At 44.2% G+C, this 23,402-nt stretch carries 28 protein-coding genes; 20 read left to right on the top strand and 8 right to left on the bottom strand.

Annotated features, from left to right (window positions below; translation table 11 throughout):
* The first annotated feature begins 2 nt into the window (after nt 1–2).
* Nucleotides 3–1,487, top strand: coding sequence for an AMP-binding protein (locus JJ941_RS03715; RefSeq protein ID WP_290962332.1), 1,485 nt, complete (start codon nt 3–5; stop codon nt 1,485–1,487).
* A 622-nt stretch (nt 1,488–2,109) separates the two neighbouring features.
* On the opposite strand, the gene JJ941_RS03710 is transcribed toward JJ941_RS03715, so the two are convergent.
* Nucleotides 2,110–3,072 (bottom strand): integron integrase, encoded by a 963-nt coding sequence (locus JJ941_RS03710; protein WP_290962331.1) that lies wholly within the window; start codon nt 3,070–3,072, stop codon nt 2,110–2,112.
* 647 nt (nt 3,073–3,719) lie between these two features.
* Here JJ941_RS03710 and JJ941_RS03705 point away from each other — a divergent pair.
* The 3 genes from JJ941_RS03705 to JJ941_RS03695 all read left to right on the top strand — a co-directional run bounded on the left by JJ941_RS03705 (nt 3,720) and on the right by JJ941_RS03695 (nt 4,554).
* Nucleotides 3,720–3,953: an addiction module protein gene (locus JJ941_RS03705; RefSeq protein WP_290962330.1), complete on the top strand. Its 234-nt coding sequence runs from the start codon at nt 3,720–3,722 to the stop codon at nt 3,951–3,953.
* The gene (locus tag JJ941_RS03700; protein WP_290962329.1) at nt 3,950–4,240 is read left to right on the top strand and encodes a type II toxin-antitoxin system RelE/ParE family toxin; all 291 of its coding nucleotides are present in this window, start codon (nt 3,950–3,952) and stop codon (nt 4,238–4,240) included. The genes JJ941_RS03705 and JJ941_RS03700 overlap by 4 nt, the downstream gene beginning before the upstream one ends.
* Before the next feature lie 149 nt (nt 4,241–4,389).
* Nucleotides 4,390–4,554 carry a hypothetical protein gene (locus JJ941_RS03695; RefSeq protein WP_232802958.1) on the top strand — a complete coding sequence of 55 codons (165 nt, stop codon included), beginning with the start codon at nt 4,390–4,392 and terminating at the stop codon, nt 4,552–4,554.
* On the opposite strand, the gene JJ941_RS03690 is transcribed toward JJ941_RS03695, so the two are convergent.
* Together JJ941_RS03690 and JJ941_RS03685 are read right to left on the bottom strand one after the other, a co-directional pair.
* On the bottom strand, nt 4,535–4,960 hold the full coding sequence (locus JJ941_RS03690; RefSeq protein WP_290963138.1) for a Fic family protein: 426 nt from the start codon (nt 4,958–4,960) through the stop codon (nt 4,535–4,537). The two genes, JJ941_RS03695 and JJ941_RS03690, sit on opposite strands and share 20 nt — an antisense overlap.
* Entirely contained in the window at nt 4,854–5,264 is a 411-nt protein-coding gene (locus tag JJ941_RS03685; protein ID WP_290963145.1) for a hypothetical protein, read from the bottom strand. Before JJ941_RS03685 ends, JJ941_RS03690 begins: the two co-directional genes overlap by 107 nt.
* A gap of 111 nt (nt 5,265–5,375) precedes the next feature.
* On the opposite strand from JJ941_RS03685, the gene JJ941_RS03680 reads away from it, so the two are divergent.
* From JJ941_RS03680 to JJ941_RS03620, 13 genes are all read left to right on the top strand, one after another.
* Nucleotides 5,376–5,594 carry a ribbon-helix-helix protein, CopG family gene (locus JJ941_RS03680; protein WP_255131565.1) on the top strand — a complete coding sequence of 73 codons (219 nt, stop codon included), beginning with the start codon at nt 5,376–5,378 and terminating at the stop codon, nt 5,592–5,594.
* Nucleotides 5,591–5,992, top strand: a complete 402-nt coding sequence (locus JJ941_RS03675) for a putative toxin-antitoxin system toxin component, PIN family (RefSeq protein WP_290962328.1) — start codon at nt 5,591–5,593, stop codon at nt 5,990–5,992. The genes JJ941_RS03680 and JJ941_RS03675 overlap by 4 nt, the downstream gene beginning before the upstream one ends.
* 219 nt (nt 5,993–6,211) lie before the next feature.
* Nucleotides 6,212–6,493, top strand: coding sequence for a type II toxin-antitoxin system Phd/YefM family antitoxin (locus JJ941_RS03670; protein ID WP_290962327.1), 282 nt, complete (start codon nt 6,212–6,214; stop codon nt 6,491–6,493).
* Nucleotides 6,490–6,783 carry a type II toxin-antitoxin system RelE/ParE family toxin gene (locus JJ941_RS03665; protein WP_290962326.1) on the top strand — a complete coding sequence of 98 codons (294 nt, stop codon included), beginning with the start codon at nt 6,490–6,492 and terminating at the stop codon, nt 6,781–6,783. The genes JJ941_RS03670 and JJ941_RS03665 overlap by 4 nt, the downstream gene beginning before the upstream one ends.
* Nucleotides 6,784–6,902: 119 nt before the next feature.
* Nucleotides 6,903–7,418 (top strand): hypothetical protein, encoded by a 516-nt coding sequence (locus tag JJ941_RS03660; protein ID WP_290962325.1) that lies wholly within the window; start codon nt 6,903–6,905, stop codon nt 7,416–7,418.
* Nucleotides 7,419–7,656: 238 nt separating this feature from the next.
* The gene (locus tag JJ941_RS03655; RefSeq protein WP_290962324.1) at nt 7,657–7,899 is read left to right on the top strand and encodes a type II toxin-antitoxin system Phd/YefM family antitoxin; all 243 of its coding nucleotides are present in this window, start codon (nt 7,657–7,659) and stop codon (nt 7,897–7,899) included.
* Nucleotides 7,896–8,162: a Txe/YoeB family addiction module toxin gene (locus JJ941_RS03650; protein ID WP_290962323.1), complete on the top strand. Its 267-nt coding sequence runs from the start codon at nt 7,896–7,898 to the stop codon at nt 8,160–8,162. The genes JJ941_RS03655 and JJ941_RS03650 overlap by 4 nt, the downstream gene beginning before the upstream one ends.
* Before the next feature lie 226 nt (nt 8,163–8,388).
* Nucleotides 8,389–8,739 carry a type II toxin-antitoxin system RelE/ParE family toxin gene (locus JJ941_RS03645; protein WP_290962322.1) on the top strand — a complete coding sequence of 117 codons (351 nt, stop codon included), beginning with the start codon at nt 8,389–8,391 and terminating at the stop codon, nt 8,737–8,739.
* Nucleotides 8,736–9,017 carry a helix-turn-helix transcriptional regulator gene (locus JJ941_RS03640; RefSeq protein ID WP_066220362.1) on the top strand — a complete coding sequence of 94 codons (282 nt, stop codon included), beginning with the start codon at nt 8,736–8,738 and terminating at the stop codon, nt 9,015–9,017. The genes JJ941_RS03645 and JJ941_RS03640 overlap by 4 nt, the downstream gene beginning before the upstream one ends.
* Before the next feature lie 231 nt (nt 9,018–9,248).
* Nucleotides 9,249–9,479 carry an addiction module protein gene (locus JJ941_RS03635; RefSeq protein WP_290962321.1) on the top strand — a complete coding sequence of 77 codons (231 nt, stop codon included), beginning with the start codon at nt 9,249–9,251 and terminating at the stop codon, nt 9,477–9,479.
* Nucleotides 9,479–9,769, top strand: a complete 291-nt coding sequence (locus JJ941_RS03630; RefSeq protein ID WP_290962320.1) for a type II toxin-antitoxin system RelE/ParE family toxin — start codon at nt 9,479–9,481, stop codon at nt 9,767–9,769. The genes JJ941_RS03635 and JJ941_RS03630 overlap by 1 nt, the downstream gene beginning before the upstream one ends.
* A gap of 344 nt (nt 9,770–10,113) precedes the next feature.
* Complete coding sequence (locus tag JJ941_RS03625; protein ID WP_290962319.1) at nt 10,114–11,412, top strand: hypothetical protein; 1,299 nt, start codon at nt 10,114–10,116, stop codon at nt 11,410–11,412.
* 92 nt (nt 11,413–11,504) lie between these two features.
* Nucleotides 11,505–12,581, top strand: coding sequence for a DJ-1/PfpI family protein (locus JJ941_RS03620; protein ID WP_290962318.1), 1,077 nt, complete (start codon nt 11,505–11,507; stop codon nt 12,579–12,581).
* 157 nt (nt 12,582–12,738) lie between these two features.
* On the opposite strand, the gene purB is transcribed toward JJ941_RS03620, so the two are convergent.
* The 5 genes from purB to JJ941_RS03595 form a co-directional block, all read right to left on the bottom strand.
* Nucleotides 12,739–14,034, bottom strand: coding sequence for an adenylosuccinate lyase (purB, locus tag JJ941_RS03615; RefSeq protein WP_290962317.1), 1,296 nt, complete (start codon nt 14,032–14,034; stop codon nt 12,739–12,741).
* A gap of 97 nt (nt 14,035–14,131) precedes the next feature.
* On the bottom strand, nt 14,132–15,622 hold the full coding sequence (locus tag JJ941_RS03610; RefSeq protein WP_290962316.1) for a M48 family metalloprotease: 1,491 nt from the start codon (nt 15,620–15,622) through the stop codon (nt 14,132–14,134).
* A 76-nt stretch (nt 15,623–15,698) separates the two neighbouring features.
* Nucleotides 15,699–16,727, bottom strand: a complete 1,029-nt coding sequence (murB, locus tag JJ941_RS03605) for a UDP-N-acetylmuramate dehydrogenase (RefSeq protein WP_290962315.1) — start codon at nt 16,725–16,727, stop codon at nt 15,699–15,701.
* A gap of 2 nt (nt 16,728–16,729) precedes the next feature.
* Nucleotides 16,730–18,121 (bottom strand): CNNM domain-containing protein, encoded by a 1,392-nt coding sequence (locus JJ941_RS03600; protein ID WP_290962314.1) that lies wholly within the window; start codon nt 18,119–18,121, stop codon nt 16,730–16,732.
* Nucleotides 18,122–18,266: 145 nt separating this feature from the next.
* Nucleotides 18,267–18,743, bottom strand: coding sequence for a single-stranded DNA-binding protein (locus tag JJ941_RS03595; RefSeq protein ID WP_290962313.1), 477 nt, complete (start codon nt 18,741–18,743; stop codon nt 18,267–18,269).
* Nucleotides 18,744–19,028: 285 nt separating this feature from the next.
* Between JJ941_RS03595 and JJ941_RS03590 the strand changes: the two genes are divergently transcribed.
* Genes JJ941_RS03590 through JJ941_RS03580 form a run of 3 tightly spaced genes read left to right on the top strand, consistent with a single transcriptional unit; the run spans nt 19,029 to nt 23,396 of the window.
* On the top strand, nt 19,029–20,663 hold the full coding sequence (locus tag JJ941_RS03590) for a DUF1800 family protein (protein WP_290962312.1): 1,635 nt from the start codon (nt 19,029–19,031) through the stop codon (nt 20,661–20,663).
* Between the two features lie 22 nt (nt 20,664–20,685).
* Entirely contained in the window at nt 20,686–22,335 is a 1,650-nt protein-coding gene (locus tag JJ941_RS03585) for a DUF1501 domain-containing protein (protein ID WP_290962311.1), read from the top strand.
* Complete coding sequence (locus tag JJ941_RS03580; RefSeq protein ID WP_290962310.1) at nt 22,332–23,396, top strand: WG repeat-containing protein; 1,065 nt, start codon at nt 22,332–22,334, stop codon at nt 23,394–23,396. The genes JJ941_RS03585 and JJ941_RS03580 overlap by 4 nt, the downstream gene beginning before the upstream one ends.
* Nucleotides 23,397–23,402: the final 6 nt, after the last annotated feature.

Raw genomic sequence — 23,402 nt, 5'->3', positions numbered from 1 at the left:
ATATGTTTAAGTCACGGTTACATATGTTTGAGTTTAAGAAAAAAGAAGCGCCGCACGTGTTTCTGTCTTCTCAGCATGGCATGTACACCTACAGTGATTTAGAACGCTTCACCGCTTTCTTTAAAGATTTGGTTGAAGAAAAAGCCGATTCGCTCAAATGGCCCGTTGCTTTTCTATCTGAGTCGAGCGATATGCTGATATTCGGAATTGCCGCCTGCTGGAAACTGGGCATCCCCTTCATTCCCATCAATCCAAAAGTTAAAGACGATGAACTGAAGGAATACCTCGAAGCGCTGAAACCCGTACTCGTTTTTACTGATACGGGAAACCGGCGGCGACTTGGTGACGACCATGTGGTTAAGATGGACGAGAATTTTTTCCTGAATGCTTTCACGCATGATGTCCGAAATATTGATCTTCCCGAACCGGACTCCATTAAAGACTCCCAGATATTCGGTTACTTTTTCACCTCCGGCACCACCAGCAAACCGAAGATTGTACCTCTTAAACGCCGGCAGATTATAAGTGCGGCGGAAGCTTCTGCACAAAATTTTAAACCCGACCCGAATCATTTTTGGCTGCTGTGTCTTCCCTTGAATCACATCGGCGGTATTTCCATCATTCTTCGTTCGGTTATTTATGATACAGCTATTTATCGCCTGGGTGAATTTCATGAGGAAATGGTGAAGGAATTCCTGGGCGAGAATAAACGCTTTCAGGCCGCTTCCCTGGTTCCCACCATGTTAAAGCGCCTGCTTGATGATCCGCTGTTTAAAACCCACCGGGAATTTAAATCTATTTTGTTGGGTGGCGGACCCATTTCAGAAACCCTGCTGAAAAAATCGGCCGAGCGAGGCATTCCTATCGTATCCAGTTATGGGATGACGGAAACCTGTGCCCAAATCATAGCCAATCCCCTGCTTGCTCCCTCCGGCATGTACACGCCGCTCAAGAGCGTCGGCAAGCCCTTCCCGCCAAATGAAATGCAGATCCGGGATGACAACGGAAAAGTATTGGGTAAAAATCAGTCGGGCGCTCTGTGGCTGAAAGGCCCGCAGGTTTTTGACGGGTATTACGACAGCAACGAAAACCAAAACCGCTTTGATGACGCCGGCTGGTTTAACACCGGCGACTATGGCCACATGAACGGTTTCGGGCACCTGTTCATTGAATCGCGCCGAAGCGACCTGATTATTACCGGCGGCGAAAACGTGAATCCCACCGAAGTGGAAGAAGCCATGCGTAAGCTCTCCACCATTGATGAAGCCGTGGTGATCGGACTGCCGGATGAAGAATGGGGCCAAAAAGTAACGGCTGTAGTTACACTGAAAAACGGCAAAACTCCCGAGCTGGAAGAAATCAGGGAAGAATTAAAATCCCACCTTACCGACTTCAAAATTCCCAAAGAGCTAAAGATCGTTAAAGACTTTCCCAAAACCGGCACCGGCAAGGTAAAACGCTGGGAGCTGGTTAAGCAGTTTGGGTGAGAACCTTATTCTTTCACTACCCTTTCACTTTTGCCCCTATGCTGTTATTCCTGCACAGCCAGGAATCCGGGTATTTGATATGCGAATGATCGAACGACTGATTTTCGATGAGCGATTTATAAAATATCCACGGGGCTTTTGATGTAGTTGCCGCCTTTGTTGATGACGTGCGCCCCGTTAGAAATTAATCCGCTCCAAAATATATTTTTAGCCTGTTTCTGATATATCTCTTGCCCATTCCTGATTTTAAATATTTTTCTCTGGCTATGGCATCATCCCCTCACACAATTCATTTCAAAGTCGTCATGCTGAATTTATTTCAGGATCTTGAATTGCGAATGATCGAGTGACTGATTTTCGATGGACGATCTACAAAACATCCACCGGGCTTTTGATGTAGTTGCCGCCTTTATTTATTACATGCGCCCCGTTATAAATTAATCCGCTCCAAAATATCTCTTGAGCCTATTTCTGATATATCTTTTGCCCATACCTGATTTTAAATATTTTTCTCTGGCTATGGCATCATCCCCTCACACAATTCATTTCAAAGTCGTCATGCTGAATTTATTTCAGGATCTTGAATTGCGAATGATCGAGTGACCGATTTTCGATGGACGATCTACAAAACATCCACCGGACTTTTGATGTAGTTGCCGCCTTTATTTATTACATGGGTGTAAACCATGGTCGTCTTCAGGTTTTTGTGGCCCAGCAGTTCCTGGACGGTGCGGATGTCGTAGCCGTTTTGAAGGAGATGCGTTGCAAAGGAGTGGCGAAATGTATGACAACTCGCTTTCTTATTAATTTGGGCTTTATGGAATGCTTCTTTAACTGCTTTCTGAATTGTTGAGCCGGAAATATGGTATCGCTGCCATTTACCGCTCCGCGGATCTTTTGCCCTGGTTTTAGAAGGAAATATATATTGCCAACCCAATTCGGTTTCTGCATTAGGATATTTTCGTCTTAATGCTTTTGGCAGTACCACGCTTCCATATCCCTTATTTAGATCTTTGGCATGTAAGTTTCTCACTTTCTGAATATGGGTCTTCAGTAAAGGCTGCAATCTTTCCGGTAATATGGTCACCCGATCACGAAGTCCCTTACTATTTCTGACATTGATCTGTTGATACTCAAAATCAAGATCGTGAACTCTAAGCCTGAGTGCCTCAGAAATCCTGAATCCGGAACCGTAGAGTAACTGCACAACTAACTTTTTTACTCCCGATAAGTGTTGCAGTACCCTTGCTATTTCATTTTTTGAAAGTACCACAGGAAGGCGTTTTGGTTTCTTTGCTCTTTTCAGATCATCCAGTGTTCCGAAAGGTTGTTCGAGTATATGCTCGTATAGAAAAACAAGAGCGCACAAGGCCTGGTTTTGGGTGGAGGCTGCCACATTTATATCGTTGGCCAGGTAATTCAGATAGTCCACGATCTCGGATTTAGCCAATTTGTCCGGATGCCTGAAATCATGAAACTTTATGAACCTCTTGATCCAATTGGTATATGCGGTTTCTGTTTTGTAGCTGTAATTCCTGCGTCTTATTTCGGTACGGACTTGCTCTAAAAGTTTTGGTTTTTTCATGAGATACTCTTACTTGCCTTTTTTAGTAAGAGCGATTTCAAAGCCATTCCTTACAGATTTTATCAGGAAATATTATCTGGAATTTTTTGAGGATATAATTCCTGATAACATACTTCAATTGATATCAGGGACTTATAATTAACACATTTGTCATTTTATAAAGAATTTTTGCACATTCCCTCATTCCAAATAATTATATGTTATGCCTCTTATAAATAGTTCTGGTTTATGGATATTTTCTGGAAAATTCTTCTCATGACATTTTTTTGGGCTTTATTATTAGGTCTTCAGATTAGAAATAAAGAGGCTTGGACTCAGGGTCCTGTTTACACAAAGGCAAAAAACCCAAAAACCTATACATTTTTCATCGCCCTTTATTCAACGTTACTTTTCACAAGCATACTTCTTTCAATAAAATTAGGGTTGGAATACTTTGGAAAATAATTCGAGGCATAACAAGGCGTTTTAAATCGGACGCGGACGGGGTTGCGATGAAACTTGATTGCCAGGTATTAATTCCGCTACTTCAACCAAATCATAATCCCCGCGCCGTTTAAACGCTGGGCCGTTATGCCCACTACAATAATGGTTCTCACTTCCAGTTCTCTTAAGTAATAATTACATTCAGGTAAACTAACTCATTTATTATGATTACCGATTTCAAAGAGATAGAAAATTCTGCCTTAAATCTTGACCGTAAGAATAAAGCCCGCCTGGCTGATAAATTATTACAAAGTATTCATGGTAAAATTGATCCTGAAATAGAACAGGCTTGGATTGATGAAGTTCAAAAGAGAAAGGAATCGCTTAAATCAGGAGATGCCTCTCTTCACTCAGCTACTGAAGTTTTAAAAGAAGCGAGAAAACGTGTTCAAAAGTGACTATTAAATTTCATTCAGAAGCCAGAAAAGAATTCTTTGAAACTTCGGAATACTACGAGGAACAGGTTGTTGGCCTTGGGGATGATTTTATTGATGAAGTAGAAAAAGTTTTAGATGTCATTGAAAAACAACCTTCATCCGGAACTAAAATCACTAAAACAGAACGAAGATTTTTAGTTTCACGCTTTCCGTATGGAATCATCTACTCTGTGGAAGATGAGCTTATTACCATATTTGCCGTCATGAATTTAAGGCGAAAGCCAGGGTACTGGGAATCTCGAACCTAAAACCGTGGGTATAACAAGGCGTTTCAAGTCGGACGGCGTTGCCGTCCTGGTTATAATTTTAGTTCTAAATTCTGCCGCCGCTTAAACGCCAACCCGTTATAATGCTTGCCAGTTAAGAACTTTTATTCACTTTTTGGTATATTAGAGGCATGAAATCAAAGAAAAATATCGAGTCTATTTCCCGTGGAGCTATGAAATCACAGCGGGCATCTTTTCGTATTGAAGGGATTAATATATCCAAAAAGAAAGCTGAGCAAATCCGCCGAGAAGTTGTTCAGGAATTTCAGCAAAAGGTTACTTCTCCAACATCCTGAAAAGCTCGATCATCGGCTGGTAATTCTTTTCTGCTGCCGATTGCACAGCTTTTATGTATTCCGACATCTTCTTCTCTGTAATCTTTCCGAAGCTGAATTTTTCGAAATCAAACTTTGCCGCAATTAAATCTACGAAGAGTCGAGCTGTACGTCCATTCCCCTCTCTGAATGGATGAATAAATAGTAATTCTGCGTGTATTGGGGCAACATATTGTATGAGCTCTTCATATCCTTCTACATGCTTTGGAAGATCACCAAGAAACTCAGTTTCAAATTCCTGAATAATGTCTGGCAGAAATTTAGCCGTTGGAAAAGTAAATCCACCTTTGGACATATTCACTTGTCTGAGTTCTCCTGCAAATTCGTATAAATGATGTAGAGCAGTCTTGTGAATTTCCGAGATCAAATTCCATTCGAAGGAATCCATTTTTATCTAATTCGGATTCAAATTTAATTTCAGCTCTAAGAAATCCCCGATACTCTTCTTCTGCGATCTTATCAGGATCGGTTAGTCCAAGTTTGTTGGGCAGGATTTCATCTTCTGATTTTGGCGTTTGATATTTCATGTCTAAAAGATAAGCCGAAACGAAGTAAAGCGCATTATAACAAGGCGTTTTAAAGCGGACGCGGACCTGCCTCAGCCGGCAGGCAGGCGGGGTGCGATGGAAACTTGTTTGCCAGAAATTAATAGCTACTTCAATAGAAATCATAATCCCCGCGCCGTTTAAACGCTGGGTCGTTATAGCCCTTTCTTAATAATTCAGTTGTTCTCTCGTTAAAGTTGTGTTACATTGTAAAACAGTAAACGTAATTCTACTTTCATGGATACAACTCTCACTATTCGAATTGACAAAGAACTAGATCAACTTCTTGAAGAATCATCGAAAAAGTCCGGTCGTTCAAAAAGTGAATTAGTCCGACAAGCTTTAAAACGGCAATTATCCATTGAGACTTTTCAGGAATTGCGTAAACAACTTTTACCCTATGGAGAAGCCCAAGGGTGGCTTACCGATGAAGATGTTTTTCGTGAAGTTTCGTGAAAATTTTTACTGACACCAACGTATTAGTAAGTGCTTTCACCGCAAGGGGATTATGTGCAGACCTTCTTGAAGTTATTCTTGCAGATCATCAGTTAATAACTGGGGAAATTGTTTTAACTGAATTGGAACGGGTACTAACTAAGAAACTCAATGTTCCACAGAACAAAGTTTCCAAAACACTTTTATTTCTTCGAAAATATCAAATAGAGCCGATTCCTGATAAACCTTCTGATGTAAAAGTAAGAGATGAAGATGATCGATGGGTGTTGGAGTCAGCATTGAGGGCAAAAGCCGACATATTAGTAACCGGAGATAAGGATTTATTGGTCATAGCAAACAATGTACCACAACTAAAGATTATTTCGCCGCGAGGGTTTTGGGAATTACTAAAAGAGTAAATCGGGCTATAACAACGGTTTCAACGCGGACTTGGCCGCTGTTTCTGGTTCAATATTTTTTGGCTTAAAGAAATTCCGAGTTTTAATTACATTACCATTCAATAAGGCCAAGCCGGTTAAACCGCAGACCGTTAACCACCTAATCTTAGAGAGAAATTCCAGACTATTTTGTGCTAAATTACGTACATTTAATAGAACGTAAATTAACACAATTGAATCATGTCGCAAATTCAACTTGACCAAGACATTCGATCACTCTCAGATTTTCGAGCTAATGCAGCCTCTTACATAGAGCGTGTTAAATCAAAACGACGGCCACTAGTTCTTACCCAACATGGTAAAAGTTCTGCAGTATTAATTGATGTAGAAGATTATCAAAAACTACTCGATAAGATTCAATTATTGGAAGAAGTATCCACTGCCCGAAAGGAATTAGAAAATGGCGAAGGTATTAGCCAGAAAGATTTTTTTAGTGAACTGAGAGCCAAATACACCTCATGAAAATTATATGGTCGCCAACCGCCAAAACCAAAATTAATGAAATTCTCGAGTACATTGCTGAGGATAATCCAGAAGCGGCTTTATCTCTTATCGATCAGTTCGAAGCAAAAGTTGAAAAATTAAAAGAAAATCCAGAATCAGGAAGAGTTTTGCCAGAATTAAAAGATGACAAAATCCGGGAGTTAGTTGTTCATAAAAACTATGGAGTCATTTATGAAATAAATCCTGATATAATTGAAATCTTGACAATACGCCATTTTCGGCAAAATTTCTCTTCTTCTATACTTTAGTTATCCTCGGTGGTTAACATGCGGCTTAAGCGGACGAGTTTGCGTTACGGGGCATTGGAAAATTGGTTGCCTCGCCGCTTAGCCGCCAAACCGTTAGTGTGCTTCCCAATTTGAATTAGATGAAAAAGCTCATACCACAATTACTAGTTCTTACTACACTTGACTTTATTTTAATCTGGTTGTGGGTTGAAGAGATAGATCCTGATCCAAGTGTCACCATTTACATTTTTTTTGCTGTCCCTTTTGTCTTTTTCCTAAACGTGATTATTGCCGGCATTTTATACTTTGTTAGAAAAGAATATGTAATAGCATTTTTAATCAATTCAATAATTTCATCTGTTGTAATAAGTTTTTTATTTCTTCAAGGAATTGATACACGGGATGAAAGAAGTCTGAATGAATGGACTTTTCAAAGAAGTGATACTTTGTATTCTGTTATTCATTATGATAAGACCGATACGTTCAGCTTTTCTTACTCTACCAAGCCGGGGTTTTCGACTCTGTTTTTAACTGGAAAATTTGAAGATAAAAATGGCCAAATAGTACTTTTGACAGATTCAACTGAATACATAATTGACAATAATTATTTAATTGGCTTTAGAGAAGACAGCATAAAGGTTACCAAATTTCATTGATTAGCAATCAGCACACTAACAAGGCGTTTTAAATCGGACGCGGACCTGCCTCAGCCGGCAGGCAGGCGGGGTTCGATGGAACTTGACTGCCAGAAATTAATTTCGCTACTTCAACAAAAACTCATAATCCCCGCGCCGTTTAAACGCTGGGTCGTTATGCTACCTATTCTTAAGACTTGATAATATGTACGGAATGACGTACGTTTTAAGTAAGTGATTAACCAACCAATTTTACCCCATGAAAACATTAACAGCTACTCAAGCTCGCAAAGATATATATCGATTATTGGACGAAGCGTCTGATACGCACCAGCCAATTCAAATTACCGGAAAGCGATCAAATGCCGTATTAATCAGTGAAGATGATTGGCGGTCTATTCAAGAAACTCTTTATCTGAGCTCAATTCCTGGCATGCAAGAGTCTATTGCTGAAGGAATGAATACCCCTCTTGAAGAAACCGAAGACGAACTTGACTGGTGAATAATTACAAACTCGTTTATACCAAACAAGCAAAAAAGGATGCCAAGAAAGCAGCTTCATCCGGTTTAAAATCAAAGATCGAAGACTTATTGGAGATCATTGAAGAAAATCCTTTTGAAGAATATCCTCCCTATGAAAAATTGGTTGGTAGTTTGGAAGGGGCTTATTCACGGAGAATTAATATCCAGCATCGCTTAGTGTATCAAGTATATGAAAAGGAGAAAGTTGTTAAAGTAATCAGAATGTGGACTCATTACGACTAATCCGGTAGCATAACAATGCGTTTTAAATCGGACGCCCCGAATAATCGGGACAGGCTGGACTTGGGTGTGATGGAACTTGATTGCCAGGTATTAATTTCGCTACTTCAAAGAAACTTTAATCCCCGGGTCGTTTAAACGCCGGGTCGTTATTTTCCTCATTTACTTCCCCTCTCTTTTCGGAATAAAATTTATTTGACAATGTTCGCATATATGCTAACTTTGAAATATGCGCGTTATCAAGTTTTACCGAACTAAAGCCGGGAATTGTCCTGTCGAAGATTTCTTGCAAAGTCTTCCTGACAAGCAATCCAAGAAAGTGGCCTGGACACTTCGTGTTGTTCGTGATTTAAAACAGGTTCCCACTCAGTATTTGAAGAAGCTCAAAAGCACCGATGATATTTGGGAAGTTCGGGCAACGCTTGGAAACAACACTTTTCGGTTATTAGGATTCTTTGACGGGCCAAAACTAATTGTATTAACCAGTGGTTTTGCCAAGAAAACAAATAAAGTCCCAAAACAGGAAATTGAGACACCTGAAGAACGTAAACGTGATTATTACCGGAGGAAAGAACAATGAGTAAAGATGATTTAGAAATTTTCATCGATCAAAAGAAAGCCGAAAGCCCAGAGTTTGCTGAGAACTTTGAGGAAGGATATCTCAATTTCAAAATCGGAGTGATTCTTCGACAGGCCCGCGAAAATATGGGAGCAACTCAAGCTGATGTTGCTGAGAAGTTGAACACCACTAAGTCAGTGATTTCCAGAATGGAGAATCATGCCGAGGATATTAAACTTTCTACGCTTACCAAATATGCAAAGGCATTGGGTAAAAAGGTAAAGCTCGAAATCCAGTAAATTCAAAACATAACAAAGCGTTTTAAATCGGACGCCCCGAATAATCGGGACAGGCTGGACTTGGGTGTGATGGAAACTTGATTGCCAGGGATTAATTTCGCTACTTCAACCAGATCATAATCCCCGCGCCGCTTAAACGCCGGGCCGTTATACCCACTCTTCCACTAAATAAATAATTGCAAGAATTCTTCGTTTTTCAATAGATTGGAGAAAGAAACTAACCCCAAAGCTATGATTACAGATTATAAAGAAATTCAGAATTCGGCTCTTGAGTTAGACGAAAATCATCGCGCTGAATTAGCCAAAAAGCTTATTGATAGCCTTGATCAGCGAATTGATGATGATATTGAGCAAGCTTGGATTGATGAAGTCAAACGAAGAAAAGCTGAGATCCAGTCGGGAAAAGTAACTCCAATTTCAGGTCAGGAAGTACATAAAGCTGCTCGAAAACTTCTAAAATAGTGACTTTTCAATACCATCCTGATGCAGCTAAAGAGTTAACGATTTCCATTCAATACTACGAAGATAAGTCTGTTGGACTTGGGGCTGAATTTCTTGATGAGATAGAAGAAGCCATCGCTCAGGCATTAGCACATCCCAAATCCGGATCTTTACTTACCAAACAAGATCGAAGGATTTTACTTGACCGTTTTCCTTATGAAATTATTTATGACATTTCTAAAACTATTATCACAATTACTGCTGTCAAGCATCTGAAAAGAAAACCGGGATATTGGGAGTCAAGAAAATGACCGGTGATAGCAAAGCTTTTTAAATCGTACGCCCCAAATAATCGGAACAGGCAGAACTGGGTGCGATGGAAACTTGATTGCAAGAAATTAATTTCGCTACTTCAACAAAATCATAATCCCCGCGCCGATATCGCGGGTCATTACTCCCTAATTAGAGAGCCATGCCGCGACCAATCCATGACCAAAATTCCCGGAAAATTCGTAACGGTTTAGATTTTCAAGGTACCTGCCTAAGTGATCCATACTTTGGGCTTGCACACACTGAAGCAAGAGATGACACTATGTTTTCCTTCAGCCCGGGCCTCAAGCTTCATTCAACTCCACTACCCCGGGTACGCGACTTCATGAAGAGAAAAGTTTGTACCACGATCAAGGTTTGTCTAATCGTACTTTTATGGATCGGTGCTGCCGTCAGTCCTTTGGCAGCACAGGAACCCGAGATGGGAACACCCAACCGGCTCGCCCTCTTCCTCGACTGTAACTTCTGCGATGAGACGTTCATTCGTCAGGAGATGCCCTACCTGGATCATGTCCGTGACCGTGAAGTCGCTGATGTTCACGTTCTTGTAACCCGGGAGGACACGGGATCGGGCGGGGAAGCACTGACCATCGACGTCATCGGCCTGGGCATCTTCGATGGGCTGGATTTCTCGACCGTCTTCAATACACCTGCCAACGCCACTGAGGCCGAAGAGCGGAACGGATTCCTCCGAACCCTCGAAGCCGCACTGGTGCCGTACCTGATACAGACTCCCATACGAGACCGACTGCGTGTGAACATTGCTCCTGCCGAGGTGTACGCCGCCGGACAGGCCCAGACTATGGAAGACCCCTGGAATCATTGGACGATCGAGATCTATGCTGACGGCAGTGCCGACTTCGAATCCCAGCAGCGCTCCTTCGACACCCGGTACGGGATGTACGTCAGCCGTGTGACCGAGGAGTGGAAGCTTCAGCTCCGACCCTTCTTTAACTACAACTACGACCGATTTGAGCGTGAACAAGAAACGATCACGAGTTCCGCCCGGCGTGATGGGTTTACCAGTTATGCCATACGAAGCATCTCGCCTCACTGGTCTGTCGGTGCCTATGGAGACGTTTTAACCTCCACCTACTCTAATGTAGACTGGCGCTACCGTTTCATGGGTGCAGTGGAATGGAGCCTCTACCCTTACCGCGAGGCGAATCGGCGACAGCTGACGGTTGCTTATCGGCTGGGCACCTCACACATCTCATACCGAGACACGACCATCTACAACGAAATCGAAGAAGTGCTTCCACAGCATCTGCTCAACGCAGGGTATGAAGTCGTACAGCCTTGGGGAGGAATCGAAATAGGTGTCAATGCCTCACAGTACCTGCACGACCTCTCGCGTCACAGTCTTCAGTTTGATGCGGAGTTCGAAATTCGAATCACCAGAGGGCTTTCCGTAGAGATTGGCGGCTTCCTCGAGCTCATCCACGATCAGATTAACCTTCCAAAGGGTAACGCAGACCTTGAAGATGTACTCCTGCGACGCAGACAGCTCGAAACCAACTATGAGGCGGGCCTCAGCTTCGGATTCCGCTACCGTTTCGGCTCGCTTCTCAACAATGTCGTCAATCCGCGCTTCGGAGGCATCGGCAACCGGGATCGATTCTGATCCGCAGATAGCGTCGAAGTCGTGGCTTCAGTTAACAGTGTTGCTTGTTGAAAATTATCACCGTTAATTAATTCATAATCAGCGCAACTGTTATGTGCTGGGTCGTTATACTTTACTTCAATTCAAAACAGTCCCCAAGGAGCAGAGTTATGAATGGTTATTTCAGGAATTGGTTGAGCTTACTAACGATAATCCGAAAACAGGTTATCATCCTATTTCTGGCAGTTCCTCTATTCGCATTTGGCCAGTCAGCAAAACCTAATGTAGCCATTTTGGTTTACGATGGTGTACAAGTCATTGATCATGCAATTCCGTTCGAGGTATTCGGTCAGTTCTCACTCAATAATGTCTATCTTGTATCACAAGACAGCCTCCCTGTTACTACATATATGGGGATGAAAGTGGTGCCAAACTATTCGTTTACAAACGCCCCTACCCCCGATGTACTTGTACTACCCGGTGGCGATGCAGGTGAGGCTCAAAATAATGAAGAAGTTAAAAGATGGATTAACCTGATGGTTGAGGAGTCCGACCACATTCTGACCGTGTGCACCGGAATTTTCTTTCTGACCGATAACGATATTCTTAGCGGAAAGCAGGTCACAACATGGTACGACAGACAAGAGGAACTACAGCGCATTACTCCGGACGCAGAAGTAGTAACTGACCGGGTTGTCGTTGAGAGCGGGAAGTTAGTTAGTTCAGCCGGCCTTGGAATCGATGGGTCACTTCGCGTACTCGCCCGTCTGCATGGTGAGGCTTGGGCTGAGGTCGTCCGCCTTAATATGGAACATGAATCTATCCCGCAACAACACCATATCCCTCGAGCGAAACTGGCAGATTTAAAGCTCCCTAGCGGCATCTATGCTGCATTCCCGTGGAGAGAAGCTGAATTAAAAAGCTACAAAGGTGATCGTCATCAATGGACCATGGCCTGGGCATTTAATTCCCAAAAATCCCTCGATTCACTGATTGCAGGCTTTAAAAACTCACTGTACTCTGAGAGGGGCTGGACTTTTGTCAGTGATACTACAACAACAGACGAATGGAAAAGTAATTGGACTATTGAAGATAATAGCGATTCTTACTGGAAAGGTATCATTCGACTCCAAAAGCATTCGGAAAAAATCGATCTCAACATGAGCGTCAAGGCTCAACAAGTCAATTAGGTTTAATTTATTTCGTACTGACAGCCCGTACTACTCAGTCCGAATGAATATCACTCATTACCTGACCTTAATATACCAATCGGGAACCGGAGATTCCCAGTAGCGTTCCCAACCCGGGGACTGGGAACCTACTATGCACCAAGTAAGAATTGAAAACTTATTTCAGCCCAACCCGCTCAAAAATCACATCCACGTTACGGGTGTGGTGATTCAGGTCAAAAGCCTCATCGATTTCTTCCTGGGAAAGAGCTTCTGTAATCGTTTCATCAGCTTCAACGATAGGCTTGAAAAGTGTTTGTTCTTCCCAGGATTTCATTGCCAGCGGCTGAACGGTATCATAGGCTTTTTCCCGAGGCATCCCCTTATCGATAAGCTTGTGCAACAGGCGCTGAGAAAATACCAGTCCTTGGGTCTTCCAGATGTTGGATTCCATATTGTCTTCAAAAACCACCAGGTTTTCAATGACACCGGCAAAGCGGTTCAGCATATAATCCAGTAAGGTGGTGGCATCGGGAAGGATAATACGCTCGGCGGAAGAGTGAGAGATATCACGTTCATGCCACAACGGAATGTTCTCGTAAGCGGTAACCATATAACCCCGAAGTACCCGGGCACAACCAGAGATATTTTCAGAGCTCACCGGATTTCGCTTATGCGGCATAGAGGATGACCCCTTCTGCCCTTTCCGGAACGCTTCCTCAGCTTCTCTAAGTTCACTGCGTTGTAAGTGCCGTACTTCCACAGCCATCTTCTCCATCGTTGAGCCAATCAAAGCCAAGGTGGACAGGTAGTACGCATGCCGGTCGCGCTGCAGGGTTTGGGTGGAAATAGGCGCCGGCTGAAGTCCTAATTTCTCGCAGGTATATTCCTCAACTTCAGGCGGAATGTTGGCAAAAGTTCCTACGGAACCGGATAACTTTCCAAACTCCACATCAGCTGCGGCCTTCTTAAATCGCTCCAGGTTTCGCTCCATCTCGGCATACCATAAAGCGCATTTGAGCCCAAAAGTAGTTGGTTCGGCGTGGATGCCGTGGGTGCGCCCCATCATTACTGTGTACTTGTGTTTTTTCGCTTTTTCAGCCAGTACATTTACAATACGCTCAAGCCCTTCCAGCAGAATAACGTTGGCTTTCTTAAGGCGTACTCCCCAGGCGGTATCCACTACGTCGGTGGAGGTCAGTCCGTAGTGCACCCATTTCTTTTCATCCCCAAGGGTTTCGGAAACGGCTCGGGTAAAGGCAACCACATCATGGCGGGTTTTGGCTTCGATTTCTTTGATGCGGTCGACATCAAAAGAAGCATTTTCGTACAGCCTATCCACGTCTTCCATGGGTATTTTGCCCAACCTGGCCCATGCCCAACAGGCCGCAAGTTCAACCTCCAGCCAGGCTTGAAATTGTTGTTCATCCGTCCAGAGGTCAGACATTTCCTTGCGGGAATAGCGAGCGATCATGCGATAGTTTGTTTGAAATGAAAATTACCCGTCAAAGATAATGCTTTTCTTTTTCAGGTTTAAAAAAGGATTCCGGCAAAAAACTCTAAAATTATTGTTACTGAACCGGAATTTTGAGGATCGTCCCCTGTTGGATCGTTTCATCCTGTTTCACCTGATTGATGATCGCCACATCCAGCGGTTGGATATCCATGGGCAGGTCGGCCGGTAAGAATTCTGCAAAAGGAGCAGTTCGGGCCGCAGGCTTTAAATCAATTCTGACGGGATCGATCCCCAAGATGGAGGCGTCATTAAGCTCCCGGAAGCCGGCCGGTATAGCAGCAAACTGAGCTTCATAAATGGGGAAGTCTGAAGCTGATGTGTAACTCAGGAAGTTGTAAATATTCCCCTGAAACTCAATGGCTGTGACCTGAATCCGCAGTTCGGTACTGTCTTGAGCAAGAGCGGTTGCAAAAGCCTGATAGCCGTCCAGACCATTTTCGGTGTATTGATACTGATCGATCGTGGTAATTCCTTCTCTGTTTAGAAATGAGTTCACCGAGCTTTCCGCTGAATTACTTTCAGAATCGATGGTAAACTGAGTGATGGCTGTTTGCTCCTCATTCACCATTATAACTGCAGCCGGTTGGTTATAAACTTGCAATCCCGCCGGAACCGGAAATTGAAACTTCAGGTCGGGGTGGTAGAAGGTTCCGTTTCTCTCAAAACCATGACGAGGATTATTCCCAAACACCATGCCCTCGATCATATTCAAAAACTCTTCATCATCCAGGATGGTTTGCTCATAGCCGCGTTCTTCCCATTTTTGAGCCAACTCGGGGATGGTTTTCTCCCGCTCACCGGGATCGGGGTGACTGGAAAGCAAGGTAGGAACTCCCCCTCCCTGATTTTCTGAAATCCGTTCCAGAGAGTTGAAAAACTCAGCTCCTTCAGCTGCTTTGTAATTCTTCATCGCAGAATACTCTACACCCAAGGCGTCCGATTCGCGCTCATCATCTCTACCATATTTCAAAAACATAAGCTGGGCCGTCTGGCTGCTCAACTGAAGAATACTCCCGCCATCATAACCTAGCGATTCCCCTAAAACAGCACCTCCCATGATGGCTATTTGACCGATTTGCTGTTCGACAGCTCTTTGAGATGCATGACGGGCAGCTACATGGCCAATCTCGTGACCTAAAACAACAGCAAGCTGTGCTTCATTATTCAAGTGCGCCAAAAGTCCGCGAGTCACGTATATATATCCGCCGGGTAAAGCGAAAGCGTTCACCACAGGGCTGTCGAGTACCCGAAAAGTAAACTCGGTTTCCCGAAATTTCTTTGGAGTGTCTTCCCTTCTCAGGTGACTAACTTCCAGCAACGACTGCCCAAGGTCAGATACATAATTCGATAGCTCTTCATTTTGATAGAGTCCGTATTGGGCCACAATTTCCTTATCTGCATTAGCCCCGAGCTTTTCTTCCTCTTCCCAACTGTAACCGAAGGCGCGTTTGTTACCTGAAACGGGGTTTTGCTCAAGGGTCACACATCCGCTTCCAATTACCGCGAAGGATAACAGCAGCGTGATTATAAAAGATCTTGTTTTCATGAATTTCATAATGATTTAACTCTTTATTTCAATAGATCTAAGTAAAAGTAAGCACACAATGTTTCCCGGAAGCTGATCAGGAAACGATATTAACTTCCGGTGCCAGCGAAACACCAAAGCGATCTTTTACTGAAACCTGAATTTTTTGTGCCAGATTCCATATCTCTTCTCCGGTAGCATTCCCGTAATTTACAATAACCAATGCCTGCATCTTATGAACGCCGGCATCACCAAAACGTTTCCCCTTCCATCCGCACTGATCGATCAGCCACGCAGCCGGCACTTTTACCTTTTCCCCCGCAGGGTATGAAGGAATATCCGGGAATTGAGATTGCAGCTCCTCAAATTGCTTCTTGGTAATCATCGGGTTTTTAAAAAAGCTGCCGGTATTCCCAATTTCAGCCGGATCGGGCAACTTGCTTTTGCGGATCTCAATAACCGCCTCGCTAATGTCTTTTATGGATGGACTCTTGATCCCCTTCTCTTCCAGCTTTTCGGAAAGTGCACGGTAGGAGGTATTTACCTTCGGTAATTTTTGAAGCCTCAATTTCACACCCGTTATCACAAAGAGTCCTTTCAGCTCATTTTTAAATAAGCTGTCGCGATAGCCAAAACGGCATTCTTCTTTGGTGAATGATTTCAACTCTCCTGTTTTTATTTCAACCGCTTCCAGGGATTCAAAAACTTCTTCCAGCTCAACTCCATATGCTCCTATGTTCTGTATAGGAGCCGCACCAACGGAGCCGGGAATAAGGGACAGATTCTCGATTCCGCCCCATCCTTTTTCCACGCAATGCACCACCAGTTCGTGCCAGTTTTCCCCGGCTCCCACATTCAGGATTACCTCTCCCTCATCCTCCCGATCAATGGAAACCCCTTTAATGTCCACATGGATAACCAGTCCTTTAAAATCGCTGATGAACAACACATTGCTTCCACCACCCATCATGAACCTGGGAGTATCCTGAAAACGGGAATCAGCCAAAAGGCTTTGTAATTCCTCTACGGATTGAACGGAGCAGAAATAGCGGGCCTTTGCCGCTATGCCCATGGTATTGTAATCGGAAAGGTTAAAATTTTCCTGAATGGAAAATGACTGGCTCATAACTACGATTCAGCAGGTGTTTGAACTTCTTTAGGGCTTTCTACTTTCACTCTCACCTTTTTGATCCGGTTATTTTTTACGGAGTGAACCGTGAGCTCAAGGTTTTTATAGGTAAGGCGTTCTCCCACCACCGGCAGGCTTTCGGTGAGATGGTAAATCAAACCTCCCAGCGTTTCAAATTCGTCTTCATCGGTAGTTACCTCCGACTCCAGGATGTCTTCCATATCATCCAGATCAATCTTGGCATCAAAAATATAGATCCCGCTTTTGAAACGGGTGTACAAGGTTTCTTCGTCACCGGAGTCGTCGGTTATATCACCCACAATCTCCTCCAGAATATCGTCCATGGTAACGATCCCTTCGGTTCCGCCATACTCATCTACCACGATGGCAATATGTGTTTTTTCCTGCTGGAAATCGCGGAGCAGATCATCCAGTTTCTTGGTAGCTGGAATGAAAAGAGCTTTTCTTGAAACAGTTTTCCAGTTCAGGGATGGCTCTTCTTCATCGGCATTTAGATAGGGAAGCACATCTTTGGCGTAGAGCACTCCTACAATGTTATCCAGATCATTCTCAAACAATGGCATTCGGGAAAGTCCATTTTCCCGGATCTTGGTGAGCACATCCTGCAGCGACTCATCCAAAGCCACGGCTATAATATTCACCCTGGAGGTCATTATCTCCCGCACGGTGATGTTCCCAAACCCAATCACGTTCTCAATAATCTCCCGCTCGTCTTCTTTGATAGATCCTTCCTGCTCGCTAACCTCTGCCATGGTTCGAATGTCTTCAGAAGTCATTTTACTGGCCGGCTTGGGAAGGTAGCGCTCGAGGCTGATGGTACTGTCTGCGATCAATTTAGCGAAAGGCTTCAGCAGAATAAACAAGCTGTAAATAAAAGCACTGTTTCCCCGCGAAACTTTAATCGGGTTATTGATAGCGATAATCTTTGGGGTGATTTCACTCAGAATCAAAATCATGAAGGTCAGTACAATCACCTCAATAGTATATACAATCACTTCTGAAAGTCCGTACGCCGCCACAATATCACCGGTGATAACAGCCGCTAAAACAGAAGCCACAATATTGGCAAAGGTATTTCCGATAAGAATGGTAGCCAGCAGGCGCCGGGGTTTTTCCAGCATTTTTATGATGCGGTCGTCGGCCGAGCCTAAAGTCTCATCTTGCTTCAGATCTTGCATCCGGTTCGAGAGTGAAAATAGGGCTACTTCTGAACCGGAGAATACAGCCGAAAATGCCAATCCAAGGAATAAAAAGAGGAGCTCAATTCCTAACACCACAGGATCTAAAGCTTGCGCTGTGGCAGCGGCACTTTCACTAAGCGTGATAAGAGAATCTTGAACCAAACTGAAAGGATCTTCGATAGTATCCAATTACTGTTTATTTATGATTGATTAAATGTAAGCATGCCTTCGCTATCCCCAAAAATAAAAGATTTTAAGCTAAACTGAGCGATAAATAAAAAAACGACACGAGAATTCCTCATGTCGCTTTTAAAACTCAACAAACTGTGTTGATTTAGAATGGAAGATCGTCGTCCATATCATCAAAGTTGCTGTCCAATTCCACATTGCTGCTCATTGGCTTGCCGCCACCCTGATTCTGGTTCTGATTCTGGTTTTGGTTTGGCCGCTGCTGAGGCTGATTTCCACCACCGGAGTTTCCGCGACTGTCTAACATAACCATTTGCAGAGCTTTGATTTCGGTAGTGTATCGCTTTTGTCCGTCTTTGTCTTCCCACTGTCGGGTTTGGATCGGACCTTCAATATAAACCTTGGAGCCTTTGCTCAAATACTGCTGACAGATTTCAGCTGTTCTACCCCATGCTACCACACGGTGCCATTCTGTGCGTTCCTGGTATTCCCCGTTGCTGTCTTTAAAGCGCTCGCTGGTGGCAATACTTAATGTAGCCACGGCTGTATTCGACTGTGTGTACCGTACTTCAGGGTCTTGACCAAGATTTCCAATTAACATTGCTTTATTAAGTGAACTCATAACGTATCCTGTTCTTTTTTGCTGTTTTGTTTGCAATGTAAGAGTTAGTTCAGAAGAATTCCTTACAAAAAAATTTAAAAACCCTTCTCAATCATTAAGTATTCTCTTAATGATTAAAATTTATTTCAACCTCAAAAATATCCCGATATCATTGTTAACCATCCAATTGCAGAAATCGGGAACCTTCTTAGAATTTGCCTCTATAAAAAAAGTGGCAACGATTTTGTAACACTTAACACTTCCCCATTCTCTTATAGGTACAAAAGAGACGAAAATTCGGAGCATATGATTAGTGAAGAGGTCAACGAGGGCTTGAGAGAGTCCCCGGTCAAAACAAAGAATAATAGCAATCAACAAGCGGCAGGTCTGGAAGCTTATACCGGAGCCTGGAGTAAAACTCAGGCTGCTCATTTGGTGCGGCGCACGCATCTTGGGTTGAAGATTAACAACCTCAATTATGCGCGCAGTTTTAGCAACGCGACAGATGCTGCAGAAGCCATCGTTGATAACGCTATTTCCACTCCCCTCCCAGACGACCCACAATGGTTCAGTAACAGCAATTCCGGGGATGTTCAGGATGTGTATGATATTCAGTTCCGCTGGATGGATGCCATGTATAACGGCGGGCTGCGCGAACGCATGAAATTGTTCTGGAGCAACCATTTTGCCGTTTCTTACAGCAACATGAATGCCCTGCCCGATAAAGCCAGCGACAGTTACGCAAGCCATATGTATAAGTACTGGAAGCTGCTTCATGAATACAGCTTTGGCAACTTTAAGGAGTTTGTGACACGGATGAGCAAAAACTCCGCTATGGTGTATTACCTCAATAACTATAACAACCGTGAAGGCCAGCCTAACGAAGATTTTGCCCGCGAGCTGATGGAGCTCTTTACACTCGGGCCCAAGGACAAGGATGGTAACGATAATTATTCTGAAAGTGATGTGGCCGAAGTAGCCCGGGCGGTTACCGGGTGGCGGGTAAATGATGCCACTTTGAGCGGGTATTTTGATGAAAGCCGTTTCGACAGTTCCAGTAAAACCATTTTCGGGGTAGCCAGTAATTTTGATTTGGACACTGTTATCGACCTGATTTTCTCCCAGAAAGAGCAGGAAGTCGCCTACTTTATCTCGAAGAAGCTGTACGTGTTCTTTGTTTCCGCCCAACCCAACGAAACGGTTATTTCTGACCTTGCCGATTATTGCATCGCCCAGAATTTTGATATCGGTGAAGTGCTGAAGAAGCTGCTGAGCAGTGCTCACTTTTATGAAGAGCGGTTTTACGGCTGCCGGATTAAGAGTCCTACCGAAGTTTTTATCAGTTACCTGAGAGAGCTGGAAATCACCCCTACTTCTCAGCTGAAAGAATACATACGGCTGCGGATGCAGGAGTTGAATGAGGAGCTTCTTCGTCCCGAAACCGTTTTTGGATGGGCCGGTTACAATCCTCCCTATTCTGACGGAACACCTGGGCATTATTCCTGGCTCAACACCAACCTGATGCCATCGCGCTGGGATAACCTCACCGATATTATTTACGGATACGACAACGCCGGCAACCGGTACAATCCCATCCGGCTGGCTGAGAAAATATCAGACCCGTCAAATCCATTTACACTGGCTGAAGACCTGGCCGAACATTTATTGGCGCCCCCACTTGATACTGTAGGCGTTCGAAAAATCGATGAAGATTTTGCCGGCAATCCGGCCCTTCACCCCAGTTCCAATGTTGCAGGTTTTGACTCGTTCCCCGAGTACAAAATAAACCTGACCAAAATACTATTGGGCACCATTCCCTGGTACGAATTCACTGCAAACAGCGACCAAGATGGAAACCTTTACTACGAAGAGACCTTTGCCGAGGCCATCCGGCAATACATTTCCTATTTGCAGCAACTACCGGCCTACCAGCTCATTTAATTTCAAATAATCGTCAAGAAGCATGTGTAAGAACGATCATCATAATCCAAAGTTATCCCACGAACGTAAAGGAGCCAGCCTTGAAGACAAGGAAGCTCACAAACATGATCATGAGAGCTGGAGCCGGCGAAGTTTCCTGAGTACGCTGGGATTTGGCGCCATTGGTTCGTCTATGATGTTGGGAGGAATGCCGGTGAGTACCTTTGCCCGTTCCAAGTTTTTTAACCGCTTATCCCGAGCCGATAATGACCGCGTACTCGTGTTAATTCAACTAAGCGGAGGAAATGACGGACTGAACACCATTATCCCGGTCGAGAATGATATTTATTACCAGAAACGTCCCACAATCGGCATCCGTAAGCAGGACTCTATTCTGCTGAGCGATGATATCGGAATGCACCCTGCCATGAGCAACCTTCAGCCGTTTTGGGGTGATGGCAATATGGCCGTAATCAATAATGTGGGTTATTCGAACACCAACCGCTCCCACGCCCGGGCAACCGATATCTGGACCACCGGTAGTGGCAGCAGCGATGTGGAGAATACCGGCTGGGCCGGACGATTTCTGGTGGAAGACAACCCTGATTTTATCATGAATCCTCCCGAATTCCCGTTGGGTGTCCGCATTGGAGGTTCTGCTACCCTTTTCCAGAGTGAATTCGGAAATCTGGGCGTTACCTTTGGCGGTGCCAGTCAGTTTACCCAATTCCTTGAGCAGGGCGGTTTTTATGATGAAAACAACGTGCCTTCTAACGATTTTGGTGATTCACTTTCCTTTGCCCGTAAAATTGCCAATTCCTCCTTCAAGTATCTCGAATCTATTCAGGAAGCGGCAGACAATGCATCCAATATGGGGCAGTACCCAAACTCATCCCTTGCCCAGAGTCTGGCGGTGGTAGCACGATTAATCCGTGGCGGGTTAAATACCAAGCTTTTCCTGGTTTCCAAAGGCGGTTTTGATACGCATAATAATCAGGGCGGAACCGACGGCGGCCATGCCAACTTGCTGGCTGATATTGCCAACTCCGTGAACGCTTTTTATGCGGATCTGGGAAGTGATAATCTCCAGAATAAAGCTTTAACTATGACTTTTTCCGAGTTCGGCCGAACGCTGGATGAAAACTCATCCAATGGAACCGATCATGGCTCTTCAGCCCCGGTAATGGTGTTTGGTCCGGTTAATGGCGGCCTTTACGGCAATCACGCCGATCTAACCAATTTAGATAACTCGGGCGACCCGGTATTCAGTACCGACTACCGTTCGGTGTACACTTCCATTCTGGATGACTGGTTTGGCCTGGCCGATGAAGAAACAGGTGCTGTAATTGACGGCTCTTTTAACAAGCTTGATTTTGTGGACTCTACGGCTACCGTTCCTACCGGAATTACCAGCAGAGGTAACGGCCCGACATCATTTAAGCTGGAACAGAACTACCCGAATCCTTTCAACCCAACCACTACCCTTTCGTTCTCGCTGGCAAAAGCTGCTGATGTAAAACTTCGTGTTTATAACATTAAGGGAAGCCTGATTCGAACGATAATAAATGAAAGGAAATCAGCCGGAGAGTACAGCATCCAGTTCGATGCTGCCAACCTGCCCAGCGGTACCTACCTGTATAAACTTGAAACACCATCCGGTACTCAAACCAAAAAAATGACCTTAATCAAATGACCTATTCAGCAAAACAACAATTGAAGCCCAAATTACTTTCGCTGCTGCTTATCGCCTTGTTTGGCATTGTGTTGATGACCGGTTGTGACCTGGCGGATTCAGTAGTCGGAAATGATGACGATAATGACAATCAGAAAACCATTCACCCCGTATTGTTGAACGGAGAATGGGGATTTATTTCAACCTCAGGTAACATCGTTATGGAACCCCGGTTCGATTTCGCCAGAGATGTGTCTGACGGACTCGCTGCGATACGAGAAGGTACTCTTTGGGGATATGTGCAATCCCATCCTGCCAAGTTGGTAATAGAGGCTCAATTCACCAGTGCCGGTGATTTTCAAGACGGCCTTGCTCCCGTTCAGCTACCGGGACAGTTGTATGGTTTTATCGACGAAACCGGCAATTTTGTAATCGAAGCTCAGTACGATTTTGCCCAGCCCATTTCTGAAGGGAAAGCGGCCGTTCGCATAGACGGACTTTGGGGATATATCAATTCCGATGGCAGTGTTCTTGTGGAGCCGCAGTACAGCGATGCCCGTCCTTTTTCTAACGGACTGGCGGCTGTGGAAACCTTTAACGGCTGGATTTACATTGATGAAGAAGGCAATGAAAGCATCAATCCCACCTTCCAGATTTCTACGGCGGGAGAGTTTGTAGATGGCCTTGCCCCCATCGAAACGGCGGAAGGATGGGGATTCATCAATAAATCCGGAAGCCCTGAAATCACCCCTAAATTTGAAGAAGCCGGACGCTTTTCACAGGGATTGGCTTGGTTCAGAGACGGAGATTATATCGGCTTCATCAATAAAGACGAAGAAATTGTAATCGAGCCCCAGTTCGCTGAAGTAAAACCATTCTCCGAAAACATGGCGGCCATACGGCTGAATAACGACTGGTTTTACCTGAACAAAAGCAGCAAGCTCATTTCCATAACCGAACCTTTTGATCAGGCCGAAAGCTTTATCAATGGTATTGCCCGCGTTCAAATTGGTAACGATGACAACATCCGGTATGGATACATCGACAAGCAAGGCGAATTCATTTGGTACCCAACCCGATAAATCAAG

Source organism: Gracilimonas sp. (assembly GCF_017641085.1).
Lineage (GTDB): Bacteria > Bacteroidota > Rhodothermia > Balneolales > Balneolaceae > Gracilimonas.
The sequence above is the reverse complement of the archived record's forward strand: the minus strand, read 5'-3'. Positions and strand labels throughout refer to the sequence as shown.